The organism is Streptomyces sp. NPDC005576, assembly GCF_042871745.1.
Taxonomy (GTDB): Bacteria; Actinomycetota; Actinomycetes; order Streptomycetales; family Streptomycetaceae; genus Streptomyces.
In genome coordinates, this window is the sequence record NZ_JBIAJC010000003.1 from 117,047 (window position 1) to 143,548 (window position 26,502).

General features: G+C 71.9%; 25 protein-coding genes. 20 read left to right on the top strand and 5 right to left on the bottom strand.

Annotation, left to right across the window (positions count from 1 at the left end):
* Positions 1 to 37 precede the first annotated feature (37 nt).
* The 6 genes from ACFYPN_RS06700 (at position 38) to ACFYPN_RS06725 (ending at position 6,580) form a co-directional block, all read left to right on the top strand.
* A complete protein-coding gene (locus ACFYPN_RS06700) occupies positions 38 to 670 on the top strand; it encodes a DUF5998 family protein (RefSeq protein ID WP_358763243.1) in 633 nt (210 codons plus the stop codon).
* Complete coding sequence (locus tag ACFYPN_RS06705; RefSeq protein ID WP_358763245.1) at positions 670 to 1,857, top strand: nucleotide pyrophosphatase/phosphodiesterase family protein; 1,188 nt, start codon at positions 670 to 672, stop codon at positions 1,855 to 1,857. Before ACFYPN_RS06700 ends, ACFYPN_RS06705 begins: the two co-directional genes overlap by 1 nt.
* Before the next feature lie 59 nt (positions 1,858 to 1,916).
* Positions 1,917 to 2,567, top strand: coding sequence for a thymidine kinase (locus ACFYPN_RS06710; RefSeq protein ID WP_358763247.1), 651 nt, complete (start codon positions 1,917 to 1,919; stop codon positions 2,565 to 2,567).
* A gap of 558 nt (positions 2,568 to 3,125) precedes the next feature.
* A complete protein-coding gene (locus ACFYPN_RS06715) occupies positions 3,126 to 3,452 on the top strand; it encodes a sugar ABC transporter substrate-binding protein (protein WP_389297070.1) in 327 nt (108 codons plus the stop codon).
* 480 nt (positions 3,453 to 3,932) lie between these two features.
* On the top strand, positions 3,933 to 5,546 hold the full coding sequence (locus tag ACFYPN_RS06720; RefSeq protein ID WP_389297314.1) for an MFS transporter: 1,614 nt from the start codon (positions 3,933 to 3,935) through the stop codon (positions 5,544 to 5,546).
* Between the two features lie 65 nt (positions 5,547 to 5,611).
* On the top strand, positions 5,612 to 6,580 hold the full coding sequence (locus ACFYPN_RS06725) for an Lrp/AsnC family transcriptional regulator (RefSeq protein ID WP_389297072.1): 969 nt from the start codon (positions 5,612 to 5,614) through the stop codon (positions 6,578 to 6,580).
* A 124-nt stretch (positions 6,581 to 6,704) separates the two neighbouring features.
* Here the strand turns inward: ACFYPN_RS06725 and ACFYPN_RS06730 are convergent, their stop codons facing one another.
* Positions 6,705 to 7,481, bottom strand: a complete 777-nt coding sequence (locus ACFYPN_RS06730; protein WP_358763253.1) for a VOC family protein — start codon at positions 7,479 to 7,481, stop codon at positions 6,705 to 6,707.
* Between the two features lie 253 nt (positions 7,482 to 7,734).
* Here ACFYPN_RS06730 and ACFYPN_RS06735 point away from each other — a divergent pair, with 253 nt between their 5' ends.
* A complete protein-coding gene (locus ACFYPN_RS06735) occupies positions 7,735 to 8,565 on the top strand; it encodes a sulfurtransferase (protein WP_358763255.1) in 831 nt (276 codons plus the stop codon).
* Between the two features lie 95 nt (positions 8,566 to 8,660).
* Here the strand turns inward: ACFYPN_RS06735 and sepH are convergent, their stop codons facing one another.
* Entirely contained in the window at positions 8,661 to 9,704 is a 1,044-nt protein-coding gene (gene sepH, locus ACFYPN_RS06740; RefSeq protein ID WP_358763257.1) for a septation protein SepH, read from the bottom strand.
* A 529-nt stretch (positions 9,705 to 10,233) separates the two neighbouring features.
* Here sepH and ACFYPN_RS06745 point away from each other — a divergent pair.
* Positions 10,234 to 11,280, top strand: a complete 1,047-nt coding sequence (locus ACFYPN_RS06745) for a hypothetical protein (RefSeq protein ID WP_389297075.1) — start codon at positions 10,234 to 10,236, stop codon at positions 11,278 to 11,280.
* A gap of 126 nt (positions 11,281 to 11,406) precedes the next feature.
* Here ACFYPN_RS06745 and ACFYPN_RS06750 read toward each other — a convergent pair whose 3' ends face one another.
* Positions 11,407 to 12,726 carry a D-arabinono-1,4-lactone oxidase gene (locus ACFYPN_RS06750; protein WP_358763259.1) on the bottom strand — a complete coding sequence of 440 codons (1,320 nt, stop codon included), beginning with the start codon at positions 12,724 to 12,726 and terminating at the stop codon, positions 11,407 to 11,409.
* Positions 12,727 to 13,123: 397 nt separating this feature from the next.
* On the opposite strand from ACFYPN_RS06750, the gene ACFYPN_RS06755 reads away from it, so the two are divergent.
* Together ACFYPN_RS06755 and ACFYPN_RS06760 are read left to right on the top strand one after the other, a co-directional pair.
* Positions 13,124 to 14,251 (top strand): ferrochelatase, encoded by a 1,128-nt coding sequence (locus ACFYPN_RS06755; RefSeq protein WP_358763261.1) that lies wholly within the window; start codon positions 13,124 to 13,126, stop codon positions 14,249 to 14,251.
* Between the two features lie 174 nt (positions 14,252 to 14,425).
* Complete coding sequence (locus ACFYPN_RS06760; protein ID WP_358763263.1) at positions 14,426 to 15,226, top strand: inositol monophosphatase family protein; 801 nt, start codon at positions 14,426 to 14,428, stop codon at positions 15,224 to 15,226.
* Between the two features lie 311 nt (positions 15,227 to 15,537).
* Here ACFYPN_RS06760 and ACFYPN_RS06765 read toward each other — a convergent pair whose 3' ends face one another.
* Entirely contained in the window at positions 15,538 to 15,711 is a 174-nt protein-coding gene (locus ACFYPN_RS06765) for a hypothetical protein (RefSeq protein WP_266709942.1), read from the bottom strand.
* 381 nt (positions 15,712 to 16,092) lie between these two features.
* On the opposite strand from ACFYPN_RS06765, the gene ACFYPN_RS06770 reads away from it, so the two are divergent.
* The 4 genes from ACFYPN_RS06770 to ACFYPN_RS06785 all read left to right on the top strand — a co-directional run bounded on the left by ACFYPN_RS06770 (position 16,093) and on the right by ACFYPN_RS06785 (position 19,676).
* Entirely contained in the window at positions 16,093 to 16,746 is a 654-nt protein-coding gene (locus ACFYPN_RS06770) for a response regulator transcription factor (protein WP_145808652.1), read from the top strand.
* Positions 16,747 to 16,754: 8 nt separating this feature from the next.
* Complete coding sequence (locus ACFYPN_RS06775; protein ID WP_358763266.1) at positions 16,755 to 17,993, top strand: HAMP domain-containing sensor histidine kinase; 1,239 nt, start codon at positions 16,755 to 16,757, stop codon at positions 17,991 to 17,993.
* Between the two features lie 405 nt (positions 17,994 to 18,398).
* A complete protein-coding gene (locus tag ACFYPN_RS06780) occupies positions 18,399 to 18,695 on the top strand; it encodes a DUF4193 domain-containing protein (protein ID WP_275491681.1) in 297 nt (98 codons plus the stop codon).
* Positions 18,696 to 18,707: 12 nt separating this feature from the next.
* Positions 18,708 to 19,676 (top strand): hypothetical protein, encoded by a 969-nt coding sequence (locus ACFYPN_RS06785; protein WP_358763268.1) that lies wholly within the window; start codon positions 18,708 to 18,710, stop codon positions 19,674 to 19,676.
* An 87-nt stretch (positions 19,677 to 19,763) separates the two neighbouring features.
* Here the strand turns inward: ACFYPN_RS06785 and ACFYPN_RS06790 are convergent, their stop codons facing one another.
* Positions 19,764 to 20,231 carry a DUF3093 domain-containing protein gene (locus ACFYPN_RS06790; RefSeq protein WP_358763270.1) on the bottom strand — a complete coding sequence of 156 codons (468 nt, stop codon included), beginning with the start codon at positions 20,229 to 20,231 and terminating at the stop codon, positions 19,764 to 19,766.
* A 58-nt stretch (positions 20,232 to 20,289) separates the two neighbouring features.
* Here ACFYPN_RS06790 and ACFYPN_RS06795 point away from each other — a divergent pair, with 58 nt between their 5' ends.
* From ACFYPN_RS06795 to kdpB, 6 genes are all read left to right on the top strand, one after another.
* Positions 20,290 to 20,874 (top strand): PaaI family thioesterase, encoded by a 585-nt coding sequence (locus ACFYPN_RS06795; RefSeq protein WP_358763272.1) that lies wholly within the window; start codon positions 20,290 to 20,292, stop codon positions 20,872 to 20,874.
* Positions 20,871 to 21,401: a dUTP diphosphatase gene (gene dut / locus ACFYPN_RS06800; RefSeq protein WP_358763274.1), complete on the top strand. Its 531-nt coding sequence runs from the start codon at positions 20,871 to 20,873 to the stop codon at positions 21,399 to 21,401. The genes ACFYPN_RS06795 and dut overlap by 4 nt, the downstream gene beginning before the upstream one ends.
* A gap of 1 nt (position 21,402) precedes the next feature.
* Complete coding sequence (locus tag ACFYPN_RS06805; RefSeq protein WP_358763276.1) at positions 21,403 to 22,173, top strand: DUF3710 domain-containing protein; 771 nt, start codon at positions 21,403 to 21,405, stop codon at positions 22,171 to 22,173.
* A 429-nt stretch (positions 22,174 to 22,602) separates the two neighbouring features.
* A complete protein-coding gene (kdpF, locus tag ACFYPN_RS06810; protein ID WP_078075662.1) occupies positions 22,603 to 22,692 on the top strand; it encodes a K(+)-transporting ATPase subunit F in 90 nt (29 codons plus the stop codon).
* Positions 22,693 to 22,698: 6 nt separating this feature from the next.
* Positions 22,699 to 24,363 (top strand): potassium-transporting ATPase subunit KdpA, encoded by a 1,665-nt coding sequence (gene kdpA, locus ACFYPN_RS06815; protein WP_358763278.1) that lies wholly within the window; start codon positions 22,699 to 22,701, stop codon positions 24,361 to 24,363.
* On the top strand, positions 24,360 to 26,501 hold the full coding sequence (gene kdpB, locus ACFYPN_RS06820; protein ID WP_389297080.1) for a potassium-transporting ATPase subunit KdpB: 2,142 nt from the start codon (positions 24,360 to 24,362) through the stop codon (positions 26,499 to 26,501). The genes kdpA and kdpB overlap by 4 nt, the downstream gene beginning before the upstream one ends.
* The last annotated feature ends 1 nt before the right edge of the window (position 26,502 follow it).

Genomic DNA, 26,502 nt, shown 5'->3' on the forward strand with positions numbered 1-26,502 from the left:
GTCCCCGGCGCTCACCGGGGCCCGTAAGATGGGGGTCATGGCAAAGACCGGTACGACGACCCAGGGGCTGCGCGCGGCGATCGAGCGCAGCGGCTACTACCCGGCCCTCGTGGCCGAGGCGGTGGAGGCCGCCGTCGGCGGGGAGCCGGTCGCCTCGTACCTCGTGCACCAGGAGACGACCTTCGACTCCAACGAGGTCCGGCGCCATGCCACGGTCCTGGTCCTGACGGACACCCGCTTCATCGTCAGCCACACCGACGAGCAGACCTCCGAGACGGAGTCCCCGACGCCGTACGCGACCACCTCGACGGAGTCCGTGCACCTGGGCCGGATCTCGTCCGTCGTGGTGAGCCGGGTCGTGGCGGACCCCGAGAAGTACGTGCCCGGCTCGCTGCCCCGCGAGGTCGTCCTCACCATCGGCTGGGGCGCGGTCTCCCGCATCGACCTGGAGCCGGCCGCCTGCGGCGACCCCGACTGCGACGCCGACCACGGCTACACCGGCAGCTCCACCGCCGACGACCTCAGCCTGCGGGTCAGCGAGGCCGGCGACGGCCCGGACACCGTGCGGCAGACCCTCGCCTTCGCCCAGGCGCTCAGTGAGGCGACCGCGGCCACGGCGGCCAACGCGGCCACTGCGGCCAATACAGCCAATACGGCGACCAAGCGCTGATGGTCCAGCCCGCCTGGCAGGATCCCGTACTGCTCCCGCTCGACACCGCTCCCGTCCCCGAGTACGGCACCGGTTCCCTCGCGGATCTGCTGCCGACCCTGGCTGCCGGGCAGGAGGTGCCCGGCTTCACCGCGTCGATCCCGGAACTCACCCCGGCCGACCGCAACTGCGTCTTCCTGATCGACGGTCTCGGCTGGGAGCAGGTCACGGCGCATCCGGACGAAGCCCCGTTCCTGCACTCCCTGCTGCCCACCTCGCGCGGCGGCACCGGACGCCCCCTCACCGCCGGCTTCCCCGCGACGACGGCGACCTCCCTCGCCTCGGTCGGCACGGGCCTGCCGCCGGGGAAGCACGGACTGCCCGGGTACACCGTGCGCGACCCGGCCACCGGCAGGCTGATGAACCAGCTCCGCTGGAAGCCCTGGACCTCGCCGAAGGTCTGGCAGCCGTACCCCACCGTCTTCGGCCTCGCCGACGCGGCGGGAGTGCGTACGGCCCAGGTCTCGGCGCCCGCGTTCGAGCAGACGCCGCTGACCAAGGTCGCGCTCAGCGGCGGCTCCTTCCTCGGCCGCCTCGCCGGTGAGGAACGCATGGACGTCGCGGCCCAGCGGCTGGCAGCCGGGGACCGCTCGCTGGTCTACACGTACTACAGCGAGGTGGACGGCGCGGGCCACCGCTTCGGCACCGACTCCGACGCCTGGCGCGGGCAGTTGATGTACGTCGACGGTCTCGCCCGGCGTCTCGCCGAGCAGCTGCCGCCCCGCTCGGCGCTCTACATCACCGCCGACCACGGCATGATCGACATCCCGTTCGACGAGCAGTCCCGCATCGACTTCGACGAGGACTGGGAGCTGCGCGCGGGCGTCGCCCTGCTGGGCGGTGAGGGCCGTGCCCGTCACGTCTACGCCGTGCCCGGCGCCGAGGCCGACGTGCTGACCGTCTGGCGGGAGGTGCTCGGCGAACAGTTCTGGGTGGCGAGCCGGGACGAGGCGATCGCCGCCGGCTGGTTCGGCCCCGAGGTGGACGAGCGCGTGTACGGCCGCATCGGTGACGTGGTCGCCGCCGCCCACGATGACGTGGTGATCACCGCCTCGTCCAACGAGCCGCACGAGTCCGCGATGGTGGGGATGCACGGTTCGCTGACCCCCGTCGAGCAGCTCGTCCCCCTCCTCGAAGTGCGCACCTGACGCTGCCGCACCCTCGCCGCGTCCCCCGGCCCCCCATCTCGAAAGGCGTCCGACCTCTCATGCCCGAGCTTGTGTTCTTCTCCGGAACGATGGACTGCGGAAAGAGCACGCTTGCCCTGCAGATCGGCCACAACAGGTCCGCGCGCGGGCTCCAGGGCGTGATCTTCACCCGTGACGACCGGGCGGGGGAGGGCAAGCTCTCGTCCCGGCTGGGGCTGGTGACGGAAGCCGTCGAGGCCGCCGACGGGATGGACCTCTACGCGTACGTGGTGAACCAGCTGTCCCAGGGCGGCAAGGCGGACTACGTGATCGTGGACGAGGCGCAGTTCCTGGCCCCGCGGCAGATCGACCAGCTCGCCCGGATCGTCGACGACCTCGGGATGGACGTCTTCGCCTTCGGGATCACCACCGACTTCCGTACGAAACTCTTCCCCGGTTCACAGCGCCTGATCGAACTGGCCGACCGACTCGAGCAACTCCAGGTGGAGGCCCTGTGCTGGTGCGGCGCCCGCGCCACCCACAACGCCCGCACGGTGGACGGCGAGATGGTCGTCGAGGGCGAGCAGGTCGTGGTCGGTGACGTCAACCGCCCCGCCAAGGAAGTCGGTTACGAGGTGCTCTGCCGCCGCCACCACCAGCGCCGCACCACGTCCGCCACCGCCCACGCGGGTGCTCTGTCGCCGGACGTCCTTCCCGTGAACCAGGTCTGACGGTTCGTCACGGGCGCCCGTGGGCTGCCCCGCGCGGCCGCCGCCCCTCCAGGTGGACGCGTCGGCGCCCCCAGCCACCGCACCGTCCGCGCGGAGTGCCGCGTCGGCCACCGCCGCCGTCCCGCGCCGGCTCGCTCGTCCGGCGCCCGTTCCCTGATCCCGTTCCCTGCAAGCACACCTTGCGCGCCGCGCGCGGGGGTGGACCGGGCCGGACACGCGTTACGTGGTGCGCCGCCGCAGGACGTCCGGGGCGTCGAGCCACCGCACCGCTTCCCCGGGCATGACCGCACGGCGACCCGGCACGCCTCCGCCCGGGTGCGTTCCGGCACCCCGGACGGCCGTGACCCGACCCGGCCGGCCGCGCGAAGCACTCGTCCTGGTGTGATCCGCCCACCGCAGACAAGGCCGATTCATGACTTCATCGCCGCGCAGTTCCCGGGCGGCTGGCCGCCGCAGCTGCCCTGGTCTCCCTGTTCGCGGGGTGTTCCCCCACCGGCGAAAGCGCCGGCGGGGACGACGGCTCGACGACGATCGGCTTCGTCAACGGAGCCGGCACCGTTGGTTGCCGGGTTCGAGCAGGCTCTTCCGGCGAACGCGACCATGGTCGCGGACCTTCCGGGGCTGTTCGATCCGGCCAAGGCCCGGGAGTCCGCGGCGGACATGATCGAGGCCCACCCCGACCTCGACTACGTCTTCGTGGCGAACGAGGAGATGGCCCTGGGCGCCCGGCAGGTCTTCGACGCCGCCGGAGCCGACGTCAGGATCGTCACCGTCAACGGCATCGACGAGGGGCTCCAGGCGGTGAGGGACGGGCGCCTCTCCGCCCCCGTGGCAACTCCGCCTCGAACCTGGGGCGGCTGGCGGTACGGAACAGTCTCGGGCTGATGGCGGGAGGCCGGGTCGAGAAGGTCGCCTCCGCTCCGATCCTCCTGGTCACCCGGGCGAACGTGGACGAGGCGCCCACGTACTGCACCTGAAGGCCGGGGCGCGCACCCGCCTGCTCCTGAAGGCCGGGGCGCGCGCACCCGACGGGCCGCCTTCCCGCACCCCTCTCGCCCCACCCCTCCCTCGCGCCCCCGCGCCCCGCACCCCCGGCGTCCCGCCCCACCCGAGTCCCGCCCCTCCCTAGTCTCCCGCCCCCGGTCCCGCACCTCTCCGCGTGTCGAGAATCCGGTGTTCGGGGCCGCGCGGTGTCGAGGATCCGGCAAAGGAGCCCGCCGGCTGGCTCCGATGCGGTTCTTGTCCGCATAGTTCCGTCTGGCATCGACAGACAGCGGCGGACGCCCGGCCGCGGAGGAGCTTTCAGTGAACAGCACACCCCCCACCGTCGGCCGCGCCGCCGACCGGCGCGCGGCCACCCTGGTCATGGCCTGCATAGGCGTGTTCGTGGCCTACTTCCCGGTCACGACGGTGTCGGTGAGCCTGCCCGTCATCCAGAACGCGCTCGGTGCCTCCACCTCGGACCTCTCGTGGGTCTCGGACGCCTTCGTCCTGCCCGTGGCCGCCCTGATCCTGACGGCCGGGGTCTTCGGCGACGTGCACGGCCGCAAGAAGGTCTTCCAGGCAGGGCTCGCCCTCTGCGCCGCCGGTGCCGCCGTCTCGCTCTGCGCGCAGTCGATCACCATGATCTGGATCGGACAGGCCCTCTCCGGCGCCGGGGCCGCCGCGCTGCTGCCGATGACCCTCGCACTGATCAGCCATGTCGTCCCCGACCACCGGGAACGCGGCAAGTTCATCGGCCTCTGGACGACCTTCCTCATGGGTGCGCTCGCCGTCGGCCCACTGATCGCCGGCACGATCACCGCCCACGCGGAGTGGCGGTGGATCTTCCTCCTGCCCATCCCGCTCTCCCTCGCCGCGATGGCCGCCGGTGCCCGGCTGCTCGACGACTCCCGGTCGCCGTACCCCCGCAAGCTCGACTGGCCCGGCCAGATCACCGCGGCCGTGGCCATCACGGCCCTGGTCTACGGGGTCATCGAAGGCGGAGCGTCCTCCTTCACCGAGCCCCAGGTCCTCGTGGCCCTGGCGCTCGCGGTCATCGGCGGGATCGTCTTCGTGCTGGCCGAGCGCCGCAGCGAGAGCCCGATGCTGGACCTGCGCATCTTCCGCAGCCCGGCCTTCACCGGCTCCACGCTCGTGGTCATGATCAGCTTCCTGGGCCTGATCGGCTTCTTCTTCGTGCTCAGCCTCTACTTCGGCATGGTGCAGCAGCTCACCACCCTGGAGGCGGGGCTGCGTCTCCTCATGGTCACGATCATGCCGATCCTGCTGGGCGCCGTCTTCGGCCGACTGGCCCAGCGGCTGTCGGCCCGACTGCTGATCACCGCCGGGCTGTTCATCGCCACCGCGGCGCTCTGCACGTTGACCACCATCGGCATCGACACCTCCTTCGCCTCGCTGGGCTGGCGCCTCGCCCTGCTCGGCATCGGCCTCGGCATCGCCTTCCCCTGCATCACCGCCACCGCGGTGGGCTCCGTACCGCCCCACCAGGCAGGCATGGCGGCGGCCGGCAACAACGCCTTCCGCCAGGTCGGCGCCGCTCTCGGCCCCGCCATCCTGGGAGCGCTGCTGACCACGAAGGCCGTGGGAGCCCTCCCCGGCCACCTGACCGACCAGGGGCTCACGGGGGCGACCGGCGAGCGGATCACCCAGGCTGTCGACCGCGGGGGCCTCGAAGCAGTCGCCGGGATGCCCCTGGGCGCCGACGCGGGGCGCGCCCTCCACGCGCTGTCGCTCTCCTTCGTGGACGGCCTCCACCTCTGCCTCGTCGTCTCGGCGGTCCTCATGCTGTGCGGCGCGATCGTCGCGGCCGTCACCCTGCGCCCCCGCCGTCCCGCCCCGTCCGTGCCCACGGCGGGCAGCGCGACGGGAACCACGGCCGGAAACGCCCACGGAGACGCGGGCCGGGCTCCTGCCGCCGGCGGCGAGGCGCACGAGAGCGCGCCCGCTGCGTCGGGCACCCGGTCGGACCGCGCCTGACACACCGGGCAGCGCGCCCCCGCATGCTGGGGGCGGACGGACGGACGAACGGATCGGAGAACCTCGTGGCCCTGCCCGACGCCCTGGACCTGAAGGTGATGCAGGCCCTGCAACTGGACGGGCGGGCCTCCTTCGTGCAGATCGCCGAGGTCCTCGGCGTCTCCGACAAGACCGTCGCGCGCCGCTTCACGGGACTGCGCCGTGACACCGGATTCCGGGTGATCGGGATGACCGACGAGACCAGGCTCGGGCGGCCGAGCTGGATCGTCAGACTGCGCTGCACCCCCGATGCCGCAGAACCGCTCGCCACCGCGCTCGCGCGCCGCGCCGACACCTTCTACGTCAGTCTGATGTCCGGCGGCACCGAGGTCATGTGCGCCATGCGGCCGCGTACGCAGCAGGAGCGCGACGAACTCCTGCTCGGACGGCTCCCGCGCACCCCGCGCGTCGTCTCGGTCAGCGCCCACTGCGTACTGAACCAGTTCTACGGCGGCACCCTGGGCTGGCTCAGCAAGATCAGCGCCCTCACCCCCGAGCAGGAGGAAGCGTTGCGGCCCCGGCTCGGCGAACCTCCCGCCGGGCCCGTGACCCTGGACGCCGTGGACGAGGCGCTGATCGGCGTGCTGCGCCGGGACGGCCGGGCGCCGATGGCCGAACTGCAGAGCAGGACGGGCCAGTCCGAGGCCGTGGTCAAACGGCGACTGGACCGGCTGCGCCGCACCGGCGCCCTCTACTTCGACGTCGAGTACGACCACGAACCGCTCGGCCACGGCGTGGGAGCCATGCTCTGGCTCACGGTGGCGCCCGCCGGTCTGGGGACGGTGGGAAAAACGCTGGCGGCCCACTCCGAGGTGCGGTTCGCGGCGGCGGTCAGTGGCCGCGCGAACGTCGTCGCCGCCGTTCAGTGCCGGACCACCCAGGAGTTGTACGCGTATCTGACGGACCGTATCGGCGCGACCCCCGGAGTCCAGAACGCCGAAACCCTGTTGACCCTGCGTCAGGTGAAAGTGCTGACGTACGACCCCCGGCGCTGACGTGAGCCCCTCGGCGCTGCCGTAACCCCCGGCGCTGGGACGCGCCCCGAGGCGACGTACGACCCTCGGCGCCGAGACGCGGCGCCGACTCCGCGCCCGTCCGGTGGGGCCGCCCCGCCGTCGGTCAGCGCCCGCTGCTCCGCACGATGGTGAAGGCCGCGCCCTCCGGGTCCGAGACCGTCGCCAGCCTGCCGCTCGTGCCCTCGCGCGGCGGCTGCAGGATGTGCCCGCCCAGCTCCACCACACGGGCAGCCGCCACGTCGGTGTCCTCGACCTCGAAGTACGTCATCCAGTGCGGCCCCCGGTCGCGCGGCAGGGCGTGGCCGACTCCGTGCAGGGCCGCCACCGGACGACCGTCCAGGTGCAGCGTCTGGTAGTCGAAGTCGGCGGAGACGACCGCCTGGACGTCGTAACCGAAGACCGCCTGGTAGAACTTGGCGACCGAGGACGTCTCCCGGGTGATCAGCTCGTTCCACACCGGGGTGCCAGGCGCGCCCCACAGCCGCGTCCCCACGTGCCGGGCGGCCTGCCAGATGCCGAAGACCGCTCCGTTCGGGTCGGAGGCGATGGCCAGTCGGCCGGCCGGACCCGCGTCGAGCGGGCCGACCGCCACCGTGCCGCCGCAGGAACGGATGGTCTCCGCGGTGGCGTCCGCGTCGTCGGTGGCGAGGTAGGTCGTCCAGGCGATCGGCAGATGGCGGTCCGGGGGGAGCTGGCCGATTCCCGCGATCTCCTCCCCCCGGAGCCGGCCGCGCACGTACGGGCCGAGCTGCTCGGGGCCGGGCTTGAACTCCCATCCGAAGAGGGCGCCGTAGAAGTCCTGGGTGGCGCTCAGGCCGTGCACGATCAGGCTCACCCAGCAGGGCGTTCCGGGTGTGCGCCGGGAGACAGCCTCGGTCATCGTCTTTCTCTCTCCTCGGACCATCGTGGTGGCCGTGCGGTGGATCGGGGGCGGTCCGCCGTCCAGGGGTGCGGTACGGCTCGTGCGTCCCGCCCCGATGCTCGCACCACCGGGGCCCGGGGACGCACCGGCCGCGCCGCGCGGCGCGCCGTCCCGACGAAACCGGACCTATTTATCCGGTGCGCCACTTTTGTCGCCCGTGTTCATGTGCACGCCACACTCCGGGGCCGGTCGCTGCGCGAGGATGGCCCTCATGAAGCCCATCATCACCGCATCCGAATACGCGGGCGAGTCGGCAGGGCCCCGCCCGCCCGTGGTCCTCGACGTCCGCTGGCAGCTGGGCGGCCCGAACGGCCGGACCGCCTACGAGGCCGGGCACCTCCCCGGCGCCGTCTACGTCGACCTCGACACCGAACTGGCCGGCCCGCCCGGAAGCGGTGGCGGTCGCCATCCGCTGCCCGACCCGGAGAGCTTCGGCGCCGCGATGCGCAGGGCAGGCGTCTCCTCGGACCGGTCGGTGGTGGTCTACGACGGTGGACAGGGCTGGGCCGCAGCCCGGGCCTGGTGGCTGTTGCGCTGGGCGGGGCACGGGGATGTCCGGGTGCTGGACGGGGGTCTCGCGGCTTGGGACGGTGAGCTGTCCACCGACGTCCCGCGCCCCCACGAGGGCGATTTCCGGCCGAAGCCCGGAGAGCTGCCGGTGCTCGATGCCGACGGCGCGGCGGCCCTGGCCCGCACCGGAGTGCTGCTCGACGCGCGGGCCGGCGAGCGCTACCGGGGTGATGTCGAACCGATCGACCGGGTGGGCGGCCACATCCCGGGCGCACTCTCCGCCCCGACCGGGGAGAACGTCGGCGAGGACGGACGCTACCTGCCCGCCGCACGGCTCGCCGACCGCTTCGCCGCCCTCGGCGCCTCGGGGGACACAGAAGTCGGCGTCTACTGCGGATCGGGGGTCTCCGGCGCCCACGAAGTGCTCGCCCTGGAGATCGCGGGTCTGCGGGCGGCTCTGTACCCGGGCTCCTGGTCGGAATGGACCTCCGACGCGTCGCGCCCGGTCGCGACCGGACCGGAGCCCCAGTAGGCACCCGGGCCGGACGGCCCACGAGACACCGCAGGGGCCGCACGCGTCGCGCGCGGCCCCTGCGGTGTCGTACCAGTCTGATGAACCGGTTCTGATCAGTCCTGCTTCTTGCGCCGGGTCCCGAAGACGATCTCGTCCCAGCTGGGCACCGCCGCCCGGCGGCCCGGCCGGACGCCGTCCGCCTCGGCCTGACGGTCGGTGGTCCCGGTCAGCCGGTCGCGGTGACCCGCGACGGCGCGCGGCATCAGTACGTCGGCGTAGGCGGAACCGGCGCTCGCCGACGCGGCGGCGGCCGGCGGCTCGTCCACCGCCGGTTCCTCGACGGCCGGCTCGATCGCCGCCGGTTCGGGCTGCGAGGGCCGCTCGGGCACGACCATGTCGCCCCGGAAGCTCGGTACCGCTTCCAGCAGGCTGGTCAGCGAGTCGCGTTCGGCGGCCGTCGGGCCGGAGTACTCCTCCGGCTCGGTGTGCCGTTCCATCTGCCGGTCCAGGGCCCGGTCCAGCGGACGGTCCCTGGGCAGCCGGGCGATCCTCGGTACGAACGGGAAACTCGGCTCCGGAGCAGGGGTGTCCGACTCGCCGATGAGGGAGCGTGCCTCGTCGTCCACGGCCTGGACCAGCCGCCTGGGCGGGTCGTAGGTCCAGCTCGCCGAGTGGGGTTCGCCCGCGACGCGGTAGACCAGCAGGACTTCCCAGGTGCCGTCGTCGCGGCGCCAGGAGTCCCACTGAACCGTTTCCTTGTCCGCGCCGCGCAGCAGAAGACGTTCCTGCACGGCGTCGCCGAGCTGGGGGCCGGTGTTCTCACCGGGACGGCGGACGGGAGTCTTCCGGGCGCGTTCGGCCATGAAGGCGCGCTCCGCGAGCACGGGGCCCTCGAAGCGGCGGACACGGTCGACGGGAATCCCGGCGAACTGGGCGACCTCCTCGGCGGAGGCACCGGCTCGTATCCGGGCCTGGATGTCCCGCGGGCGGAGGTGGCTCTCCACCTCGATCTCGATCTGTCCGAGCCGCGCCCGGTCGTTGCGCACCGCGGCACGGAGACGCTCGTCGATCGGAAGCGTGTACTCCGTGCTGTCCGCAGCCTTGAGCACCAGTCGTGTGCCGTCGTTTGAGACGGCCACGACACGCAGTTCGGGCATGGGGACCTCCCGGGTGGTGCCTGCCGACGTCACGTGCGTCGCTGCTTCCGCTAGTCGAGTGTGGCCTGCCCGGGTGCAGCCTGCCACAACCTTGCCAAGTTGCCCGGCGGGTGTCGGGCCTTGGCCCTGGTACGCCGTCGTGACACGGTTACCCATGGTGGCGCAGACTGACCGGTGCGGTCACCCTGTGCAACGAGTCCCCGTGCGATACGTCGGTGCCGCCGGTTCGAGTGCCGCCTTCGGCCCCCTCCCGCAGGACCCGGATCGCCCTTGCGGGAGTCCGGTCCCAGGGCTCGTCACAGTACTCCATTCGGGCCACCGGGGTGGACCGGCACGCCGTCAGAGTTGTCGACGGGTGTCCTCGGTGACGGTGGTTGACGACGGGCATGAGAGTGGGGATACCCGTTCCCCGCCCGTTTGCCCCTGCCGCGTGTCCCTGTTCACAGAATCACCAGAAACGGAACTATCCGCTTCGCCCAAAGGTCTCTTCCTGTTGCATGGTGGGTGAGATGTCAAGCAAGGGCTGGTAATGGTTCAGAAGCCGGAAAGCGACACGGAACAGAAGGAAAGGCGCATAGATCTGAATGTGCCGCAGGTCGCCGGCAGCGCCGTGGCCGCGGTCGCGGCGGCGGTGGCCGCCTCGCAGCTGGGGGTCTACGGAACGATCGTGGGCGCCGGCGTGATGAGCGTGGTCGCCACCTGCGGAGGCTCCGTCTTCCAGCACTTCTTCCGCCGCACGGGCGAGCAGATCCGTGAAGTCACCGTCCAGGTGACGCACCCGGGGGGCCGTCAGGTCGCCTTACGGACCCGCGAGACCACCCGCCGCGGCGGGGGCGCCGAGGACGTCCCGGAAGGTGCCGTATTCGTGCCGGAGGGCGTCGGTGCCGCCCTCGCCGGGAGGGAGGAGACCGACGCGGACCGGACCCGGCTGCTCCGCCCGGACCGGGACCGGACCCGGTTGCTGCGCGCCGTCCCCGCCCCGGTCGTCGGGCCGGACGGGCCGGACGACGCCACCCGGCTGCTGCGGATCACCGGCCCCGTCCCGCCTGCGGGGGAGAGCACACCGGGCGAGGGGTTCTCGGAGGCGACCACCCACGGCTCCGCCCGCCGCCGGCGGAAGCCCGTCGTGGCGGCCGTCGTGGTCTTCGTCGTGTCGATGCTCGGCATCACCGGGTTCGAGCTGCTCTCGGGCAACGACCTCAGCGGCGGCAACGGTACGACCGTGGGCTCCGTCGTGCGGGGGAGCGACCCGGGCACGGCCGACCCCAAGCCGTCGACCGGTACCGACTCCGGCACCGGCGACGACGAGCGGACCGGCTCCGGATCCAGTGCCACTCCCGGCACCGGCACCGGTCAGGGGGACGACGGGCCGTCCGCCCCGGCGACCACCGACGACGGCACGGCCACCACCCCCGCCCCCACGCCGACCGACGGCGCCACCACCCCGGCGCCCTCGCCGACCCCGTCGTCCTCGACGGCCGGTGACGGCCCGAGCGCCGCGCCGGAGCCGACCGCGGACGGCGGCGGCGCGGCCACCCAGGACCCGCTCCCCGGTGGCGCCCCCGGCGGGGAGTGACCCGCACGCATATCCGCCGGTACCGGCACCACCGGAGGCGCCGACAGGGCCCCGGCCGCCACCCCACGAGGGGGGCGGCCGGGGCCCTGTCCGTCAGGTGCGGACCGGCCGCCCGAGTGCGGCGGATCAGTCGCCCAGCACGCGCCGCAGATAGTCGTTGCCGAACAATCGGTCCGGGTCGAGCCGGTCGCGCACCGCCGTGAACTCGCCGAACCGCGGGTAGACCTCCTGGAGGTACCCGGCGTCCCTGGTATGCACCTTCCCCCAGTGCGGACGGCCCCCGTGCGCCGTCATGATCCGTTCGACCGCCGTGAAGTACGCCTGGTGGGGAGTGCCCCGGTAGAGGTGGACGGCGATGTAGGCGCTCTCGCGGCCGGACGCCGTGGAGAGGGCGATGTCGTCCGCGGGGGCGGTGCGGACCTCCACCGGGAAGCTGATCCGCAGCGGCGACCGGTCCACCATCGCCTTGAGCTCCCGCAGCGCCGCCACGGCCGCCTCGCGCGGAAGGGCGTACTCCATCTCCACGAAGCGCACCCGGCGCGGACTGGTGAACACCTTGTAGGGGATGTCGGTGTACGTGCGGGCCGACAGGGCCCGGCTGGATATCCGGGCGATCGAGGGGATCGCTGCCGGGAAGGCGCGGCCCACGGAACAGGCCACCTGGAAGATCCCGTTGGAGAGGAGCTCGTCCTCGATCCAGCCGCTGATCCGGCCGGGTGGCGCGGAGGGGCCCGCGCTGCGGTTGTTGCGCTTGGTGTTGCAGTTGCCGGTGTGCGGGAACCAGTAGAACTCGAAGTGCTCGTTCTCGATGACCAGTTCGCCGAAGGCGGAGGTGACCGCGTCGAAGGTCATCGGCTCCTCGCGGGCGGTCAGCAGGAAGACGGGCTCCACCGCGAAGGTGATCGCGGTGATCACGCCCAGCGCGCCGAGCCCGATCCGCGCCACCGCGAAGATCTCCGGGTTCTCCTGCGCGGAGCAGCGCAGCACCGTGCCGTCCGCCGTGACCAGCTCCAGGGCCCGGATCTGCGCGGCTATGGACGCCGAGTCACGGCCGGTGCCGTGGGTACCGGTGGAGGTGGCCCCCGCGACGGTCTGCTCCATGATGTCGCCCATGTTGGTGAGCGAGAGGCCCTCCCGGGCGAGGGCGGCGTTGAGCCTCTTGAGCGGAGTGCCCGCCTCGACGGTGACCGTCATCGCCTCGCGGTCGATCCCGCGGATGCCGGTGAGCAGGTCGGGACGGACGAGCACGCCGTCGGTGGCCGCCGCCGCCGTGAACGAGTGACCCGTGCCGACCGGCTTCACCCGCAGTCCGTCCTCGGCGGCCCGGCGCACCGCGTCGGCGAGTTCGTCCACGGAGGCCGGCGAGACCTCCCGTACGGGCCGGGCGGTGACGTTCCCCGCCCAGTTGCGCCACGCGCGCGCCGTCCCTGCGTCGGTGCTGGTCATCTTCCCCACGCTTTCCCGTCTGCGCCGGCCTCGCGAGCCGCCGATACCCCGGGAACGCCGTAACGGCCGCGAGCGCTCCCACCACCGCGTTCCCCGCCCGGCGGCGGACGCGCGTCGCCGAAGAGCGCCACGGCCAGGAACAGCGGGCTCCCGGCCAGTTGGAGGGGGATCATACTCACGGCCGCGGCGCCCCTCCCCGCCCGGCCGCCCCACCTCGGAGTGGAACGGCCCGGCACGGCTCCGGCGCGGTCGTTCCCCGGCGTGCGGGCCCCGTCCCCCCAAGCCCGGCCGGTACGGCCGCCTCGTACGTCCGTACGAGGCGCCCGGTACGAGCCGCCCGGTGGCCGGGACGGATGTCGGTGGCGGTGCCCCCGTCGGCGGGTGGCAGGATCGGACCATGTCCGATCTGCGCGATCCCGCCCCCTACGACGCCCTGCTGCTGCTCTCCTTCGGTGGCCCCGAAGGCCCGGACGACGTGGTTCCGTTCCTCCAGAACGTCACCCGCGGCCGCGGCATCCCCGAGGAGCGGCTGAAGGAGGTCGGCAAGCACTACTTCCTCTTCGACGGCGTCAGCCCGATCAACGGCCAGAACCGGGACCTCCTGGAAGCCCTGCGCAAGGACTTCGCCGGCCACGGGCTGGACCTCCCGGTGTACTGGGGCAACCGGAACTGGGCCCCGTACCTGACCGACACCCTGCGCGAGATGAGCGGAGCGGGCCACCGCCGGATCCTGGTCCTCGCCACCAGCGCCTACGCCTCCTACTCGGGGTGCCGGCAGTACCGCGAGAACCTCGCCGACGCGCTGGAGACGCTGCGGGCCGAGGGCCTGACGGTGCCGCACGTGGACAAGCTGCGCCACTACTTCAACCACCCCGGCTTCGTCCGGCCCATGACCGACGGCGTGCTCGCCTCCCTCGCGAGCCTCACCGACGAGGAGCGCGCGGGAGCCCACCTGGCGTTCACCACGCACTCCATCCCCCTGTCGGCGGCCGACACCTCCGGGCCGCAGGAGGCCCACGGCGACGGCGGCGCCTACGTCGCCGAGCACCTCGACGTCGCCCGGGTGATCGTCGAGGCGGTGCGCGCGGAGACCGGGGTCGAGCACCCCTGGCAGCTCGTCTACCAGTCGCGCAGCGGTGCCCCGCACATCCCGTGGCTGGAACCCGACATCTGCGACCACCTGGAGACACTGCACGGCGACGGTGTCCCCGCTGTCGTGATGGTCCCCATCGGGTTCGTCTCCGACCACATGGAGGTCCTCTACGACCTCGACACCGAGGCCACCGCGAAGGCCGCCGAACTCGGTCTGCCCGTCCGCAGGTCCGCCACCGTCGGAGCCGACCCGCGCTTCGCCGCCGCCGTCCGTGACCTCGTGCTGGAGCGCGCCGCCACCGAACAGGGGTACCCGGTGGACCGCTGTGCGCTCGGCGCACTCGGGCCCTCGCACGACCTCTGCCCGGTCGGCTGCTGCCCGGCCAGAGCGCCGAAGCCGGCCGCCGCGGGCGCCGACAGCCCGTTCTCCTGACCGCACTGCGGCCCGCGCCGTGTCGCCCCGCCGGGCTCCGCCCCGCACCTCGCCGCAGGGACCGGGCCGCCCGGCGGGAGCCGTCCCGCCGCCGATGCCCGCGTGCCCGAACCGCCTTGCCCGGACCGCTCTGCCCGAATCCGTGCCCGCCCGCCCCGACTTCCTGGGAGCACCGTGACCGACCCCCTGCTCGCCGAACTCCTCGAACTCGCCACGACCGCCGCCGCGCGCGCCGGCGCCCTGCTGCGCGACGGCCGCCCCGCCGATCTGGGGGTGGCCGCCACCAAGTCGAGCCCCATCGACGTCGTCACCGAGATGGACATCGCGGCCGAGAAGCTGATCACCGGCTACCTCGCCGAACACCGCCCGGGCGACGGCTTCCTCGGTGAGGAGGGCGCGAGCCGCGAGGGCACCAGCGGTGTCCGCTGGGTCATCGACCCGCTGGACGGGACGGTGAACTACCTCTACTCCCTGCCGACCTGGGCCGTCTCGATCGCCGCCGAGCTCGACGGGGAGCGGGTCGTGGGCGTGGTCGAGGCGCCGATGCGCGGCGAGACCTTCCACGCGGTGCTGGGGGGAGGCGCGTTCGTGAACGGCACCGCCCTCCGCTGCCGCCCCGCCCCGCCGCTGGACCAGGCGCTCGTGTCGACCGGCTTCAACTATGTCGCCACCGTCCGCACCCACCAGGCCGAGGTGGCCCGGCAGCTGATCCCGCGGCTGCGGGACATCCGGCGCGGGGGTTCGGCCGCCATCGACCTGTGCGACGTGGCCGCCGGCCGGCTCGACGGCTACTACGAGCGCGGACTCCACCCGTGGGACCTGGCGGCCGGCGACCTCATCGCCCGCGAGGCCGGTGCGCTCACCGGCGGACGCCCGGGACTGCCCGCCGACGGGAATCTGACGGTGGCCGCCTCGCCGGGTGTCTTCGAGCCCCTCCGGGCGATCCTGGAAGAGCTGGGTGCCTGGCACGACTGACCCCCTCACCCGTCCGGACGGACCCGCAGTACGCGAAAACGCCCGTCGTGACTCCTGAAGGGGCTCCGGCGGGCGTTCCGTGTGCTGCGGGTCCGTGCTGTGCGGATGAATGCGTGGCGCGGGTTCCTGCTGTGCGGTGACGCGTGTGCGGGTGACGCGCAGTGCGGGTGGTGCAGACGCTGGTGACGCGTGGTGCCGCGGCTCAGTGGTGCGGTGCGGCTCGGGCTCGATGGTGCGGCTCGGTCGTGCGGTGCGGCTCAGTGGTGCGGGTGGCGCCGTGCGGTGGGTGCGGTGTGCGGGTCGGTACCGGGTCAGACGGTGGTGACGCCGGTCTCGACGCCGTGTTCGGCGGCGAGGCGCAGCAGGTCGTCCAGCTCACTCTGCTCGACGTCCGCGAGGAAGTCGTCGCCCGTCTCGCGGGCACGGGTGAGGTCGGACTCGGTCGTTCTGATGCGGTGAAGCAGCCCTGCGGTGAAAGCGTCCATGAAGCGCCCCCTCGGCGTGGGTCGGTGGCACGGGGGTGTGCCGGGGATGTCTCGGGCCTGGTCCCGAGTGCCGTCGGTCACGCGGTTCCTCCGGGAAAAGGAACAGCAGTGGCGAGCCACGTACGTGGCGTGATCGCGGGTGTAGAACCGGTCTCCCCGGGCCCGCAGGGGGAGAAACCTCAACTCGCCCGTGAATATGCCCCCTTCCTCGTTCCACCCCGAACCCGCAGGTCGCCGGGGTCCGCCTTACCGCCGGTTTATGGGTGTTGCGGGCAGGATGGTCGCGAACAGTCGGCCCGACACGCCCCGGGGAGGGGCGGCGGGCCACCTCCCGGACGTGCGGAACGTCCGCGTGAACCGCACCAGAGAAGGGACAGTGCCGTGCGCGTACTCGTCGTCGAGGACGAGCAACTGCTCGCCGACGCGGTGGCCACCGGGCTCCGCCGAGAGGCGATGGCCGTCGACGTGGTCTACGACGGAGCGGCGGCCCTGGAACGGGTCGGGGTGAACGACTACGACGTCGTGGTGCTCGACCGGGACCTCCCGCTCGTCCACGGGGACGACGTCTGCCGCAAGATCGTCGAACTGGGCATGCCCACCCGGGTGCTCATGCTCACCGCGTCCGGTGACGTCTCCGACCGGGTCGAAGGGCTGGAACTGGGAGCCGACGACTACCTTCCCAAGCCCTTCGCCTTCAGCGAGCTGACCGCTCGGGTCCGCGCGCTGGGCCGCCGTACGACGGTGGCGCTGCCGCCGGTCCTGGAGCGGGCCGGCATCAAACTCGACCCCAACCGCCGCGAGGTCTTCCGGGGCGAGCAGGAGATCCAGCTCGCGCCGAAGGAGTTCGCCGTGCTGGAGGTCCTGATGCGGAGCGAGGGTGCGGTGGTCTCGGCGGAACAGCTGCTGGAGAAGGCGTGGGACGAGAACACCGACCCCTTCACCAACGTCGTGCGGGTGACCGTCATGACGCTCCGCCGCAAACTCGGTGAGCCCCCGGTCATCGTCACCGTCCCCGGTTCCGGTTACCGGATCTGAGCGACTCGATGGCCACGTTCTCGGCGCCGCTGCCGGCGCCTCCGAAACCCACCTGGGACCCGAAGCAGGACCCCACCTCGCCCTGGCTGCGTCCCACCATCCGGATACGGCTGACGCTCCTCTACGGCGGGATGTTCCTGATCGCCGGCATCCTGCTGCTCGCGATCATCTACATGCTGGCCGCGCAGGCGCTGCACGACGCGGGAGGCCCCGCCTTCCAGGTGTCCGGTACCAATGTCCGGATCTCCAGCACGACGTGCCCGCAGCTGGCGGCCTCGCAGAACAACGACCAGCTCAACGACGCCATCAAGGCATGCACGGCCTCCCAGCGCCAGCACGCCCTGGACAGCCTGCTGAACCGGGCCCTGCTGGCACTCGTCGGGCTCACCATCATCGCCTTCGCCTTCGGGTACGCGATGGCGGGCCGCGTCCTGTCGCCGCTCGGCAAGATCACCCGCACCGCCCGCAGGGTGGCCGGAACGGACCTGTCGCGCCGGATCGAGCTGGACGGGCCGGACGACGAGCTCAAGGAGCTTTCGGACACCTTCGACGAGATGCTGGACCGCCTGGAGCGCGCCTTCACCGCGCAGCAGCGGTTCGTCGGCAACGCCTCGCACGAGCTGCGGACCCCGCTGGCGATCAACCGCACCCTGCTGGAGGTCCACCTCTCGGACCCCGCGGCTCCGCCCGAGCTCCAACAGCTGGGCAAGACGCTGCTCGCCACCAACGAGCGCAGTGAGCAGCTGGTGGAGGGCCTGCTGCTGCTCGCCAGGAGCGAGAACCAGATCGTCGAGCGGAAACCGGTCGACCTGGCCGAGGTCGCCGAGCGCGCCATCGACCAGGCGCGCGCGGAGGCCGCCCAGAAGGGCGTGGAGATCCGCGGTGAGCGCGCGCCCGCCGTGGTCCAGGGCAACGGCGTACTGCTGGAGCGGATCGCGTTGAACCTCGTACAGAACGCGGTGCGCTACAACACCCCGGAGGCGGGGTGGGTGGAGGTCACCACACAGGTCGGGCCCGGACAGGCCCTGCTGGTGGTCTCGAACACGGGGCCGGTGGTTCCCGCGTACGAGATCGACAACCTCTTCGAGCCGTTCCGGAGGCTCCGCACGGAGCGCACGGGGAGCGACAAGGGTGTCGGTCTCGGCCTGTCGATCGCGAGATCCGTGGCGCGGGCCCATGGAGGCCGTATCATCGCGGAGCCCCGAGAGGGGGGCGGCCTCGTGATGCGCGTCACCTTGCCGGTCTGACAAGCGTCACGGCGTGAACGGGGAGGGCTCATCGCTTTCGCTTTGAGCGGAATTTTCGTACTGCGTCACCGGTTTGCCCCTGTGTGATCGATCACAGGGGCCACAGTGGACGCGTCTACTCTCCGTGAACCCCCTTCGGGCGTAAAGCCGGGAAACGTCCGGGTTTTCGAGGGGTGGTATCACGGGAAGTACACGGGGTGGCACCCGTGGATCACGACGACCGGACCGTGTACGGTCCCCTTCGCCACCCAAGGCGACCGCTCAGCAGTGGCCGGTTCGGGTGTCGATTGAGTAACAGACCTTGATGTGAGGCAAAATCTCCGCCTCAGGTCGGGCACAAGTCCGGCCTCTCACGCGTTACGTGCGCTGAGACACCCGCAAGACACCCAAGAGGGGGAGAGCGACATGGCAACGGATTACGACACCCCACGCAAGACCGACGAAGACGTCGATCAGGACAGCCTGGAAGAGCTGAAGGCGCGGCGGAGCGACAAGAACGCGTCCGCCGTCGACGTCGACGAGTTCGACGCCGCGGAGGGCCTGGAACTGCCCGGCGCGGACCTGTCCAATGAGGAACTCGCCGTTCGCGTCCTGCCCAAGCAGGCCGACGAGTTCACCTGCATGAGCTGTTTCCTCGTGCACCACCGCAGCCAGCTGGCTCGTGAGAAGAACGGCCAGCCGATCTGCCGCGACTGCGACTGAGGCAGGCCTGCCGTGACAGGCGACAACCCGTTCCGGAAGCGGCGCTCACGGCGCAGTGAAGGGCCGGAGGCGAATGAGGGCGGTGCCCGCCCGGCAGAGGGTCAGCAAGCCCCTGACGGGCGCTCCAACGCCCCGCACGACCCCTCCGGCACGACCGACGACGAGCGGGGCCACCCGGCCTCGCTCGAAGTGGCCTCGGCGGCCGGCCCGCAGGACGGGGCCGGACATGCCGGGGAGACCGGTGACCACGGGACTCCGGCGTCCGAGGCGGCCCCGACCGGGCGGCTGAAGGCAGTGAGACGGGGCGTACACAAGGGCGGGGAGAGCGTCAGAGCGGTCGCCGGGCATCTGGCCGACCGGATCATCGACACGGCTCCCCGTGTCCCTGTGCGCGACCTCGCCACCCTCCGCCGCCACTTTCCGGGACTCGGTCCCGAGGAGATCGCGGACCGTCTGATCTCGGGCGCGAGCAAGGCCACGGCGGCCGTGGGCGCGGGCATCGGGGCAGCGGCCATGCTGCCCGTACCCCCCGCCATGCTCGCCGAGCTGGCCGCGGAGATCACCGGGGTCGCCGCGATCGAACTGAAGCTCGTCGCCGAACTCCACGAGATCTACGGCCGGCGCCCCCCGGGCAACCTCACCCAGCGCACCACCGCGTACCTCACGTCCTGGACGGAGGAGCGCGGCATCGACGTCACCCGCCCCGTCTCGCTCAACGCGGCCCTGGGCGGCCAGATGAAACGCGAGCTGCGCCAGCAGATCATGAAGCGCATGGCGCGCGATCTGCCCAATCTCATCCCCTTCATGATCGGCGCCGCAGTGGGCGCGGCGATGAACCGCCGCGACACCCGGAAGCTGGCCGGACACGTCAGGAAGGACCTGCGGAAACAGCAGGTCGCCTGGGACCGGCTCGCCGCCCTCCCGGCGCTGGAGCAGCCCCCCGACCCCACCGACATCCCCCCGGAGGCGGAAGGCCGCTGACGGGCGGGCCCGCGCGAACCGCCCGCTTCCCCTCCCGCGGAGCCCCGGAGCCGCTGAAGGGCTGTCCCGCCCCGGCGGGACAGCCCTTCAGTCCTGTGCGGCCACCGGCGCCGTGGAGAGCGCGGCGATCAGCGCCTGCGGCTCGCGCGTCGAGAGGTAGAGGTAGGGGGTGGGGTCCGCCGGGTCGGTCACCTTCACCCGCACCGCCGTCGGGATGTAACCGCGCAGCAGCATGAAGGCACGGGCGTCCGCCTTGTACGTCCGCCAGGCCCGCGCCTCCTCCGCGTCCAGCGCCTCGGCGTCGCCGAGCGCCGAGAGCGGAATCCGCGCGTCCCCGGCGACCAGGGAGTCCGCGACCACCCGGATGCGGACGGAGCCGTACGAACTGACCACGACCGCCGTCGCGGCCGTGCCGCCGACCAGCCCCGCGAGCAGGAACAGGCCGCCGAGCGGCAGGAGCATCAGGGCGAAGGCCACCCCCACTCCGAAGGCGATCAGCCACCAGGTGCGGGGGGCGGTGAGGCGTTCGTCGTAGGGCGGTACGGAAGGCTGCATGGGAACAAGCTTGGCACGGCGGGGCCCACGGTCGGGCTCGCGGGTAAGGTCTGCGCCTGTGAGTGGAACATCTGCAGCTCTGACACCCCCGGCCGACGCGGTGGCACCCGTGCGGCACCCCGAGGCGCCCGCGCCCGGGGAGCTTCTCGGCTCGCATTACGAACAGTGTTTCGGGTGCGGCGGCGAGCAGCCCCATGGTCTGCACCTCGCGGCCCGGGCCGGTGAGGGCGTGAGCGTGACCGCCAAGTTCACCGTGCGCCCCGAACACCAGGGCGCACCCGGTCTGGCCCACGGCGGAGTGCTCGCCACGGCGCTGGACGAGACGCTCGGCTCGCTGAGCTGGCTGCTGCGGGTCATCGCGGTCACCGGCCGGCTGGAGACCGACTTCTCGCTGCCCGTCCCGGTCGGGACGGCGCTGCACCTGGACGCACGGGTCGTCGCCGTGCACGGCAGGAAGATCTACTCCACCGCCACCGGCCGGATCGGCGGCCCCGACGGCCCCGTCGCGGTGCGGGCCGACGCCCTCTTCGTCGAGGTGAAGGTCGACCACTTCATCGACAACGGCCGCCCGGACGAGATCAGCGCGGCGATGGCGGACCCCGACCAGATCAAGCGTGCCCGAGCCTTCGAGGTGAACCCGTGACCCGTCCTCCCGTCGACATCCTTCTCCGGCGCCTGGATCCGGAGGTCCCGGTTCCCGCGTACGGCCACCCCGGCGACGCCGGCGCCGACCTGGTGACCACCGAGGCGGCGGAACTCGCCCCGGGAGAGCGTGCGGTACTCCCCACCGGCGTGTCGATCGCCCTGCCGGACGGCTACGCGGCCTTCGTGCACCCCCGCTCCGGCCTCGCGGCCCGCTGCGGAGTAGCCCTCGTGAATGCCCCCGGGACGGTGGATGCCGGGTACCGTGGAGAGATCAAGGTGATCGTCGTCAACCTCGACCCGCGGGAGACCGTGCGGTTCGAGCGTTTCGACCGGATTGCCCAGTTGATCGTCCAGCAGGTCGAGAAGGTGCGCTTCCACGAGGTCGCGGAACTTCCCGGCTCGGCACGGGCCGAGGGGGGCTTCGGGTCCACCGGCGGTCATGCCTCGGTGGGCGGTGTCGGGGGCGGTATCACCCCGGGTGGGAACAACTACGCTTCGGTCGTATCCGACCGGGAAGGACAGTGACGTGTTCGGACGTCGCAAGAAGAGTGGTTCCGCCGATGACACGGTGGACGAAGCGCGCGAGACCGAGCAGGTCGCCGACGAGCTCGATGACGCCGACGGCGCGGTGAGCGCCCGTCGGACGAACCTCCCGCCGGCCCCTCGGCCGGACGGACCCTGGGACATCTCCGAGGTCTCCAGGCCCGGTGAGGGCCGGGTCGACCTGGGCGGCGTCTTCGTGCCCGGAGTCGAGGGCATGGAGCTGCGGGTGGAGGTGGCCGGGGACGCGATCGTCGCCGCCACCGTGGTGCTGCGGGACAGCGCGATCCAGCTGCAGGCATTCGCCGCCCCCAAGAAGGAGGGCATCTGGGGTGAGGTCCGCGAGGAGATCGCCTCCGGCATCACCAAGCAGGGCGGGATCATCGACGAGGTCGAGGGCCCGCTCGGCTGGGAGCTGCGCGCCCAGGTCCCCGTACAGCTTCCCGACGGGAAGAACGGTGTCCAGCTGGTGCGCTTCGTCGGCGTCGACGGACCCCGCTGGTTCCTGCGTGGTGTGATCTCGGGCCAGGGTGCCGTGCAGCCGCAGGCCGCCGGGCTCCTGGAGCAGATCTTCCGGGACACCGTGGTCGTCCGCGGCGAGGGCCCGATGGCCCCCCGTGACCCGATCGTCCTCAAGCTCCCCAACGACGCGCAGATGGTGCCCGAGGGCGTCCAGCAGGAGGATCAGGAGAGCTCGAAGTTCTCCGGCGGCATGGGCCAGCTCCAGCGCGGACCGGAGATCAGCGAGATCCGCTGAGGGCTGTCCCCGTACGGGTTCGTACGGGGACACGGTTCTCTCAGGCCGGTGGGCCGCACCCCCTCACCCGGGGTGCGGCCCACCGGCCTTTTCGCGTGCGGGTCGGGCGCGGTGCCGGATGCGGGGCCGCACGCGGCTGCGGGTGCGCGTGCACGTGCTCCTCCGTCCGGCGTCACTCGTGTCGCCCGCACCGTGTCCGGCCGGTGTCAGGGGCGCGTATCGGCGCCGTATGGGCACCGTCAAGGGAACGCCCGCGCCCGTATGGAAGACATCAACGCAGGCCGGAAGGGCGCTGGCCGGAGGTTTGCTCTGGGGGTCCGAGAAACCGAACCTCATCTAGGAGCACACGATGGCCGACGTGGCCTTCGTCGTCACCACGATCGCGGTCTTCGCGCTGGTGGCCCTCATCGCCAGGGGGGTGGCGAAGCTGTGACTGCCGAGAACATCGTCGGCCTCGTCGTGGCCGTCGCCCTGCTGGGCTACCTCGTCCTCGCCCTTCTGTACCCGGAGAGGTTCTAGCCCGACATGAGTCCCCTCCTCGCCGGTGTGCTCCAGATGCTCGCGCTGATCGTCGCGCTGGGCCTGGCCTACCGTCCGCTCGGCGACCACATGGCCCGCGTCTACTCCTCCGACAAGCACCTCCGCGTCGAGAAGTGGATGTACCGCGCCATCGGCGCCGACCCCGGCACCCGGATGCGCTGGCCCGCCTACCTGCGCGGCGTCCTCGCCTTCTCCGCGGTGAGCCTGCTCTTCCTCTACCTGCTCCAGCGGGTGCAGGGCATCCTCCCCGGCTCCCTCGGCTTCGTCCCGATCGACCCGGACCAGGCGTTCAACACGGCGGCGTCCTTCGTCGCCAACACCAACTGGCAGTCGTACTACGGCGAGCAGGCCATGGGCCACGTCGTGCAGACCGGCGGCCTCGCGGTGCAGAACTTCCTCTCCGCCGCCGTCGGCATGGCCGTCGCGGTGGCGCTGGTCCGCGGCTTCGCCCGGTCCCGCACCGGTGAGCTCGGCAACTTCTGGGCCGACCTGGTGCGCGGCACCGTCCGCATCCTGCTGCCCGTCGCGGTGCTCGGCGCGCTGGTGCTCGTCGCCTGCGGGGCGATCCAGAACTTCTCCGGCATCCACGGGGTCGGCCAGTTCATGGGCGGATCGCAGCAGTGGAACGGTGGTGCGGTCGCCTCGCAGGAGGCCATCAAGGAGCTGGGTACGAACGGCGGCGGTTACTTCAACGCCAACTCCGCCCATCCCTTCGAGAACCCCGACGGCTTCACCAACCTCTTCGAGGTCTTCCTGATCCTCGTCATCCCCTTCGCGATCACCCGCACCTTCGGGCGGATGGTCGGCTCCCTGAAGCAGGGGTACGCGATCCTCGGCACGATGGCCGTCATCTGGATCGGCTTCACCGCTCTGATGATGTGGACGGAGTTCGCCCACCACGGCCCCGCCTTCGACATCGCCGGCGGGGCGATGGAAGGCAAGGAGAACCGGTTCGGCGTCGGCGGCTCCTCGATCTTCGCGGTCGCCACCACCCTCACCTCCACCGGTGCGGTGGACTCGTTCCACTCCTCGTTCACCGGCTTCGGCGGCGGCCTCACCCTGCTGGGGATGCAGCTCGGCGAGATCGCGCCCGGCGGAGTCGGCTCCGGCCTCTACGGCATGCTGATCATGGCGGTCATCGCGGTCTTCCTGGCCGGTCTGATGGTCGGGCGTACGCCGGAGTACCTCGGCAAGAAGATCGGCACCCGCGAGATCAAGCTCGCGGCCTGCTACATCCTCGTCACCCCGGCCCTGGCGCTCGGCTTCACCGCCGTGGCGATGGCACTGCCCACCCCGGGCGACTCCATGACCAACACCGGCGCGCACGGCTTCTCCGAGATCCTCTACGCCTACACCTCCGGAGCCAACAACAACGGCTCCGCCTTCGCGGGCCTCAACGCCGACACCCAGTGGTTCAACACCACCATCGGGCTCGCGATGCTCCTCGGCCGGTTCGTCCCGATGGTCTTCGTGCTGGCCCTGGCCGGCTCGCTGGCCGAGCAGAAACCCGTACCGGAGACCGCCGGCACCCTCAGCACCCATAAACCGCTCTTCAGCGGGCTGCTGGCCGGCGCCATCCTCATCGTCACCGGTCTGACCTACTTCCCCGCCCTCGCCCTGGGCCCGCTCGCCGAGGGGCTGGCGTCATGACCACCCGAACCACGCAAGAGGACACGATGTCCACCCTCAGTCAGGCCCCCGCGCCGCACGCGGACGGACCGGCCGGCACCGCGCCGGCCGCCACCCGCGTCGGCGGAGGATTCTTCGACCCGAAGCAGCTGCTCACCTCCTTCCCCCAGGCCGTACGGAAGCTCGACCCCCGGGTGATGGTCACGTCCCCGGTGATGTTCGTCGTCCTGATCGGTTCGGTCTTCACCACGGTCCTCGCGGCCACCGACCCCACCGACTGGTTCGGCTGGGCCATCGCCGGCTGGCTGTGGCTGACGACGATCTTCGCCAACCTCGCCGAAGCGGTCGCCGAGGGCCGCGGCAAGGCGCAGGCGGACACCCTGCGCAAGGCCAAGACCGACACGGTCGCCCGCCGGCTGAACGGCCCGCGCGAGGAGAGCGTCCCCGGCACCGAGCTGCGCATCGGCGACCTGGTCGTCTGCGAGGCCGGAGACGTCATCCCGGGCGACGGCGACGTGGTCGAGGGCGTGGCCTCGGTCGACGAGTCCGCGATCACGGGCGAGTCGGCCCCGGTGATCCGCGAGTCCGGCGGCGACCGCAGCGCCGTCACCGGTGGGACGAAGGTCCTCTCCGACCGCATCGTCGTCAAGATCACCACCAAGCCCGGCGAGACCTTCATCGACCGGATGATCAACCTGGTCGAGGGCGCCGCCCGGCAGAAGACGCCCAACGAGATCGCCCTCAACATCCTGCTGGCGTCGCTCACGATCGTCTTCCTGCTCGCCGTCGTGACCCTCCAGCCCTTCGCGATCTACGCGGGGAACAAGCAGTCGATGATCGTGCTGGCCGCGCTCCTCGTCTGCCTGATACCGACCACGATCGGCGCGCTGCTCTCCGCGATCGGCATCGCCGGTATGGACCGGCTGGTGCAGCGCAACGTCCTCGCCATGTCCGGCCGGGCCGTCGAGGCCGCGGGCGACGTCTCCACCCTGCTGCTCGACAAGACCGGCACCATCACCCTCGGCAACCGACAGGCCGCCGAGTTCCTCCCGGTCGGCGGGGTGACCGAGGCGGAACTCGCCGACGCCGCCCAGCTCTCCTCGCTCGCCGACGAGACCCCCGAGGGCCGCTCGATCGTGGTCCTCGCCAAGGAGCGGTACGGGCTGCGCGAGCGCCACCGCGGCCAGCTGGCGCACGCCGTCTGGGTCGAGTTCACCGCGCAGACCCGCATGTCGGGCGTGGACCTCACCGGGACCGGCGCCACGCGCCGCGTCCGCAAGGGCGCCACCGGCTCGGTGGTGGCCTGGGTGAAGGAGCGCGGGGGCACCGTCGCGGACGACGCCGAGGCGCTGACCGACCGGATCTCCGAGGCCGGCGGCACCCCGCTGCTGGTGGCGGTCGACGACGCCGACGGGGCCCGGATCCTGGGTGTCGTCCACCTCAAGGACGTCGTCAAGGAGGGCATGCGGGAGCGGTTCGAGGAGCTGCGCCGGATGGGCATCCGGACGGTGATGATCACCGGGGACAACCCGCTGACCGCCAAGGCGATCGCCGAGGAGGCGGGGGTCGACGACTTCCTCGCCGAGGCGACGCCCGAGGACAAGATGGCGCTCATCAAGCGGGAGCAGGCGGGCGGCAAGCTCGTCGCGATGACCGGTGACGGTACGAACGACGCCCCGGCCCTCGCCCAGGCCGATGTCGGCGTGGCGATGAACACGGGCACCTCGGCCGCCAAGGAGGCCGGGAACATGGTGGACCTGGACTCCAACCCCACCAAGCTGATCGAGATCGTCGCGATCGGCAAGCAGCTGCTCATCACCCGCGGCGCGCTCACCACGTTCTCCATCGCCAACGACGTCGCGAAGTACTTCGCGATCATCCCGGCCATGTTCGCGGTGGCCTACCCGGGCCTCGACAAGCTCAACATCATGCGGCTCGACTCCCCGCAGACCGCGATCCTCTCCGCCGTCGTCTTCAACGCGCTGATCATCGTCGCGCTGGTGCCGCTCGCCCTCAAGGGCGTCCGCTACCGGCCCGCGGGTGCGGACAGCATGCTCCGGCGCAACCTCGGGGTGTACGGCCTCGGCGGGCTGATCGCCCCGTTCATCGGCATCAAGATCATCGACCTGATCATCTCCCTCATCCCCGGAATCGGCTGAT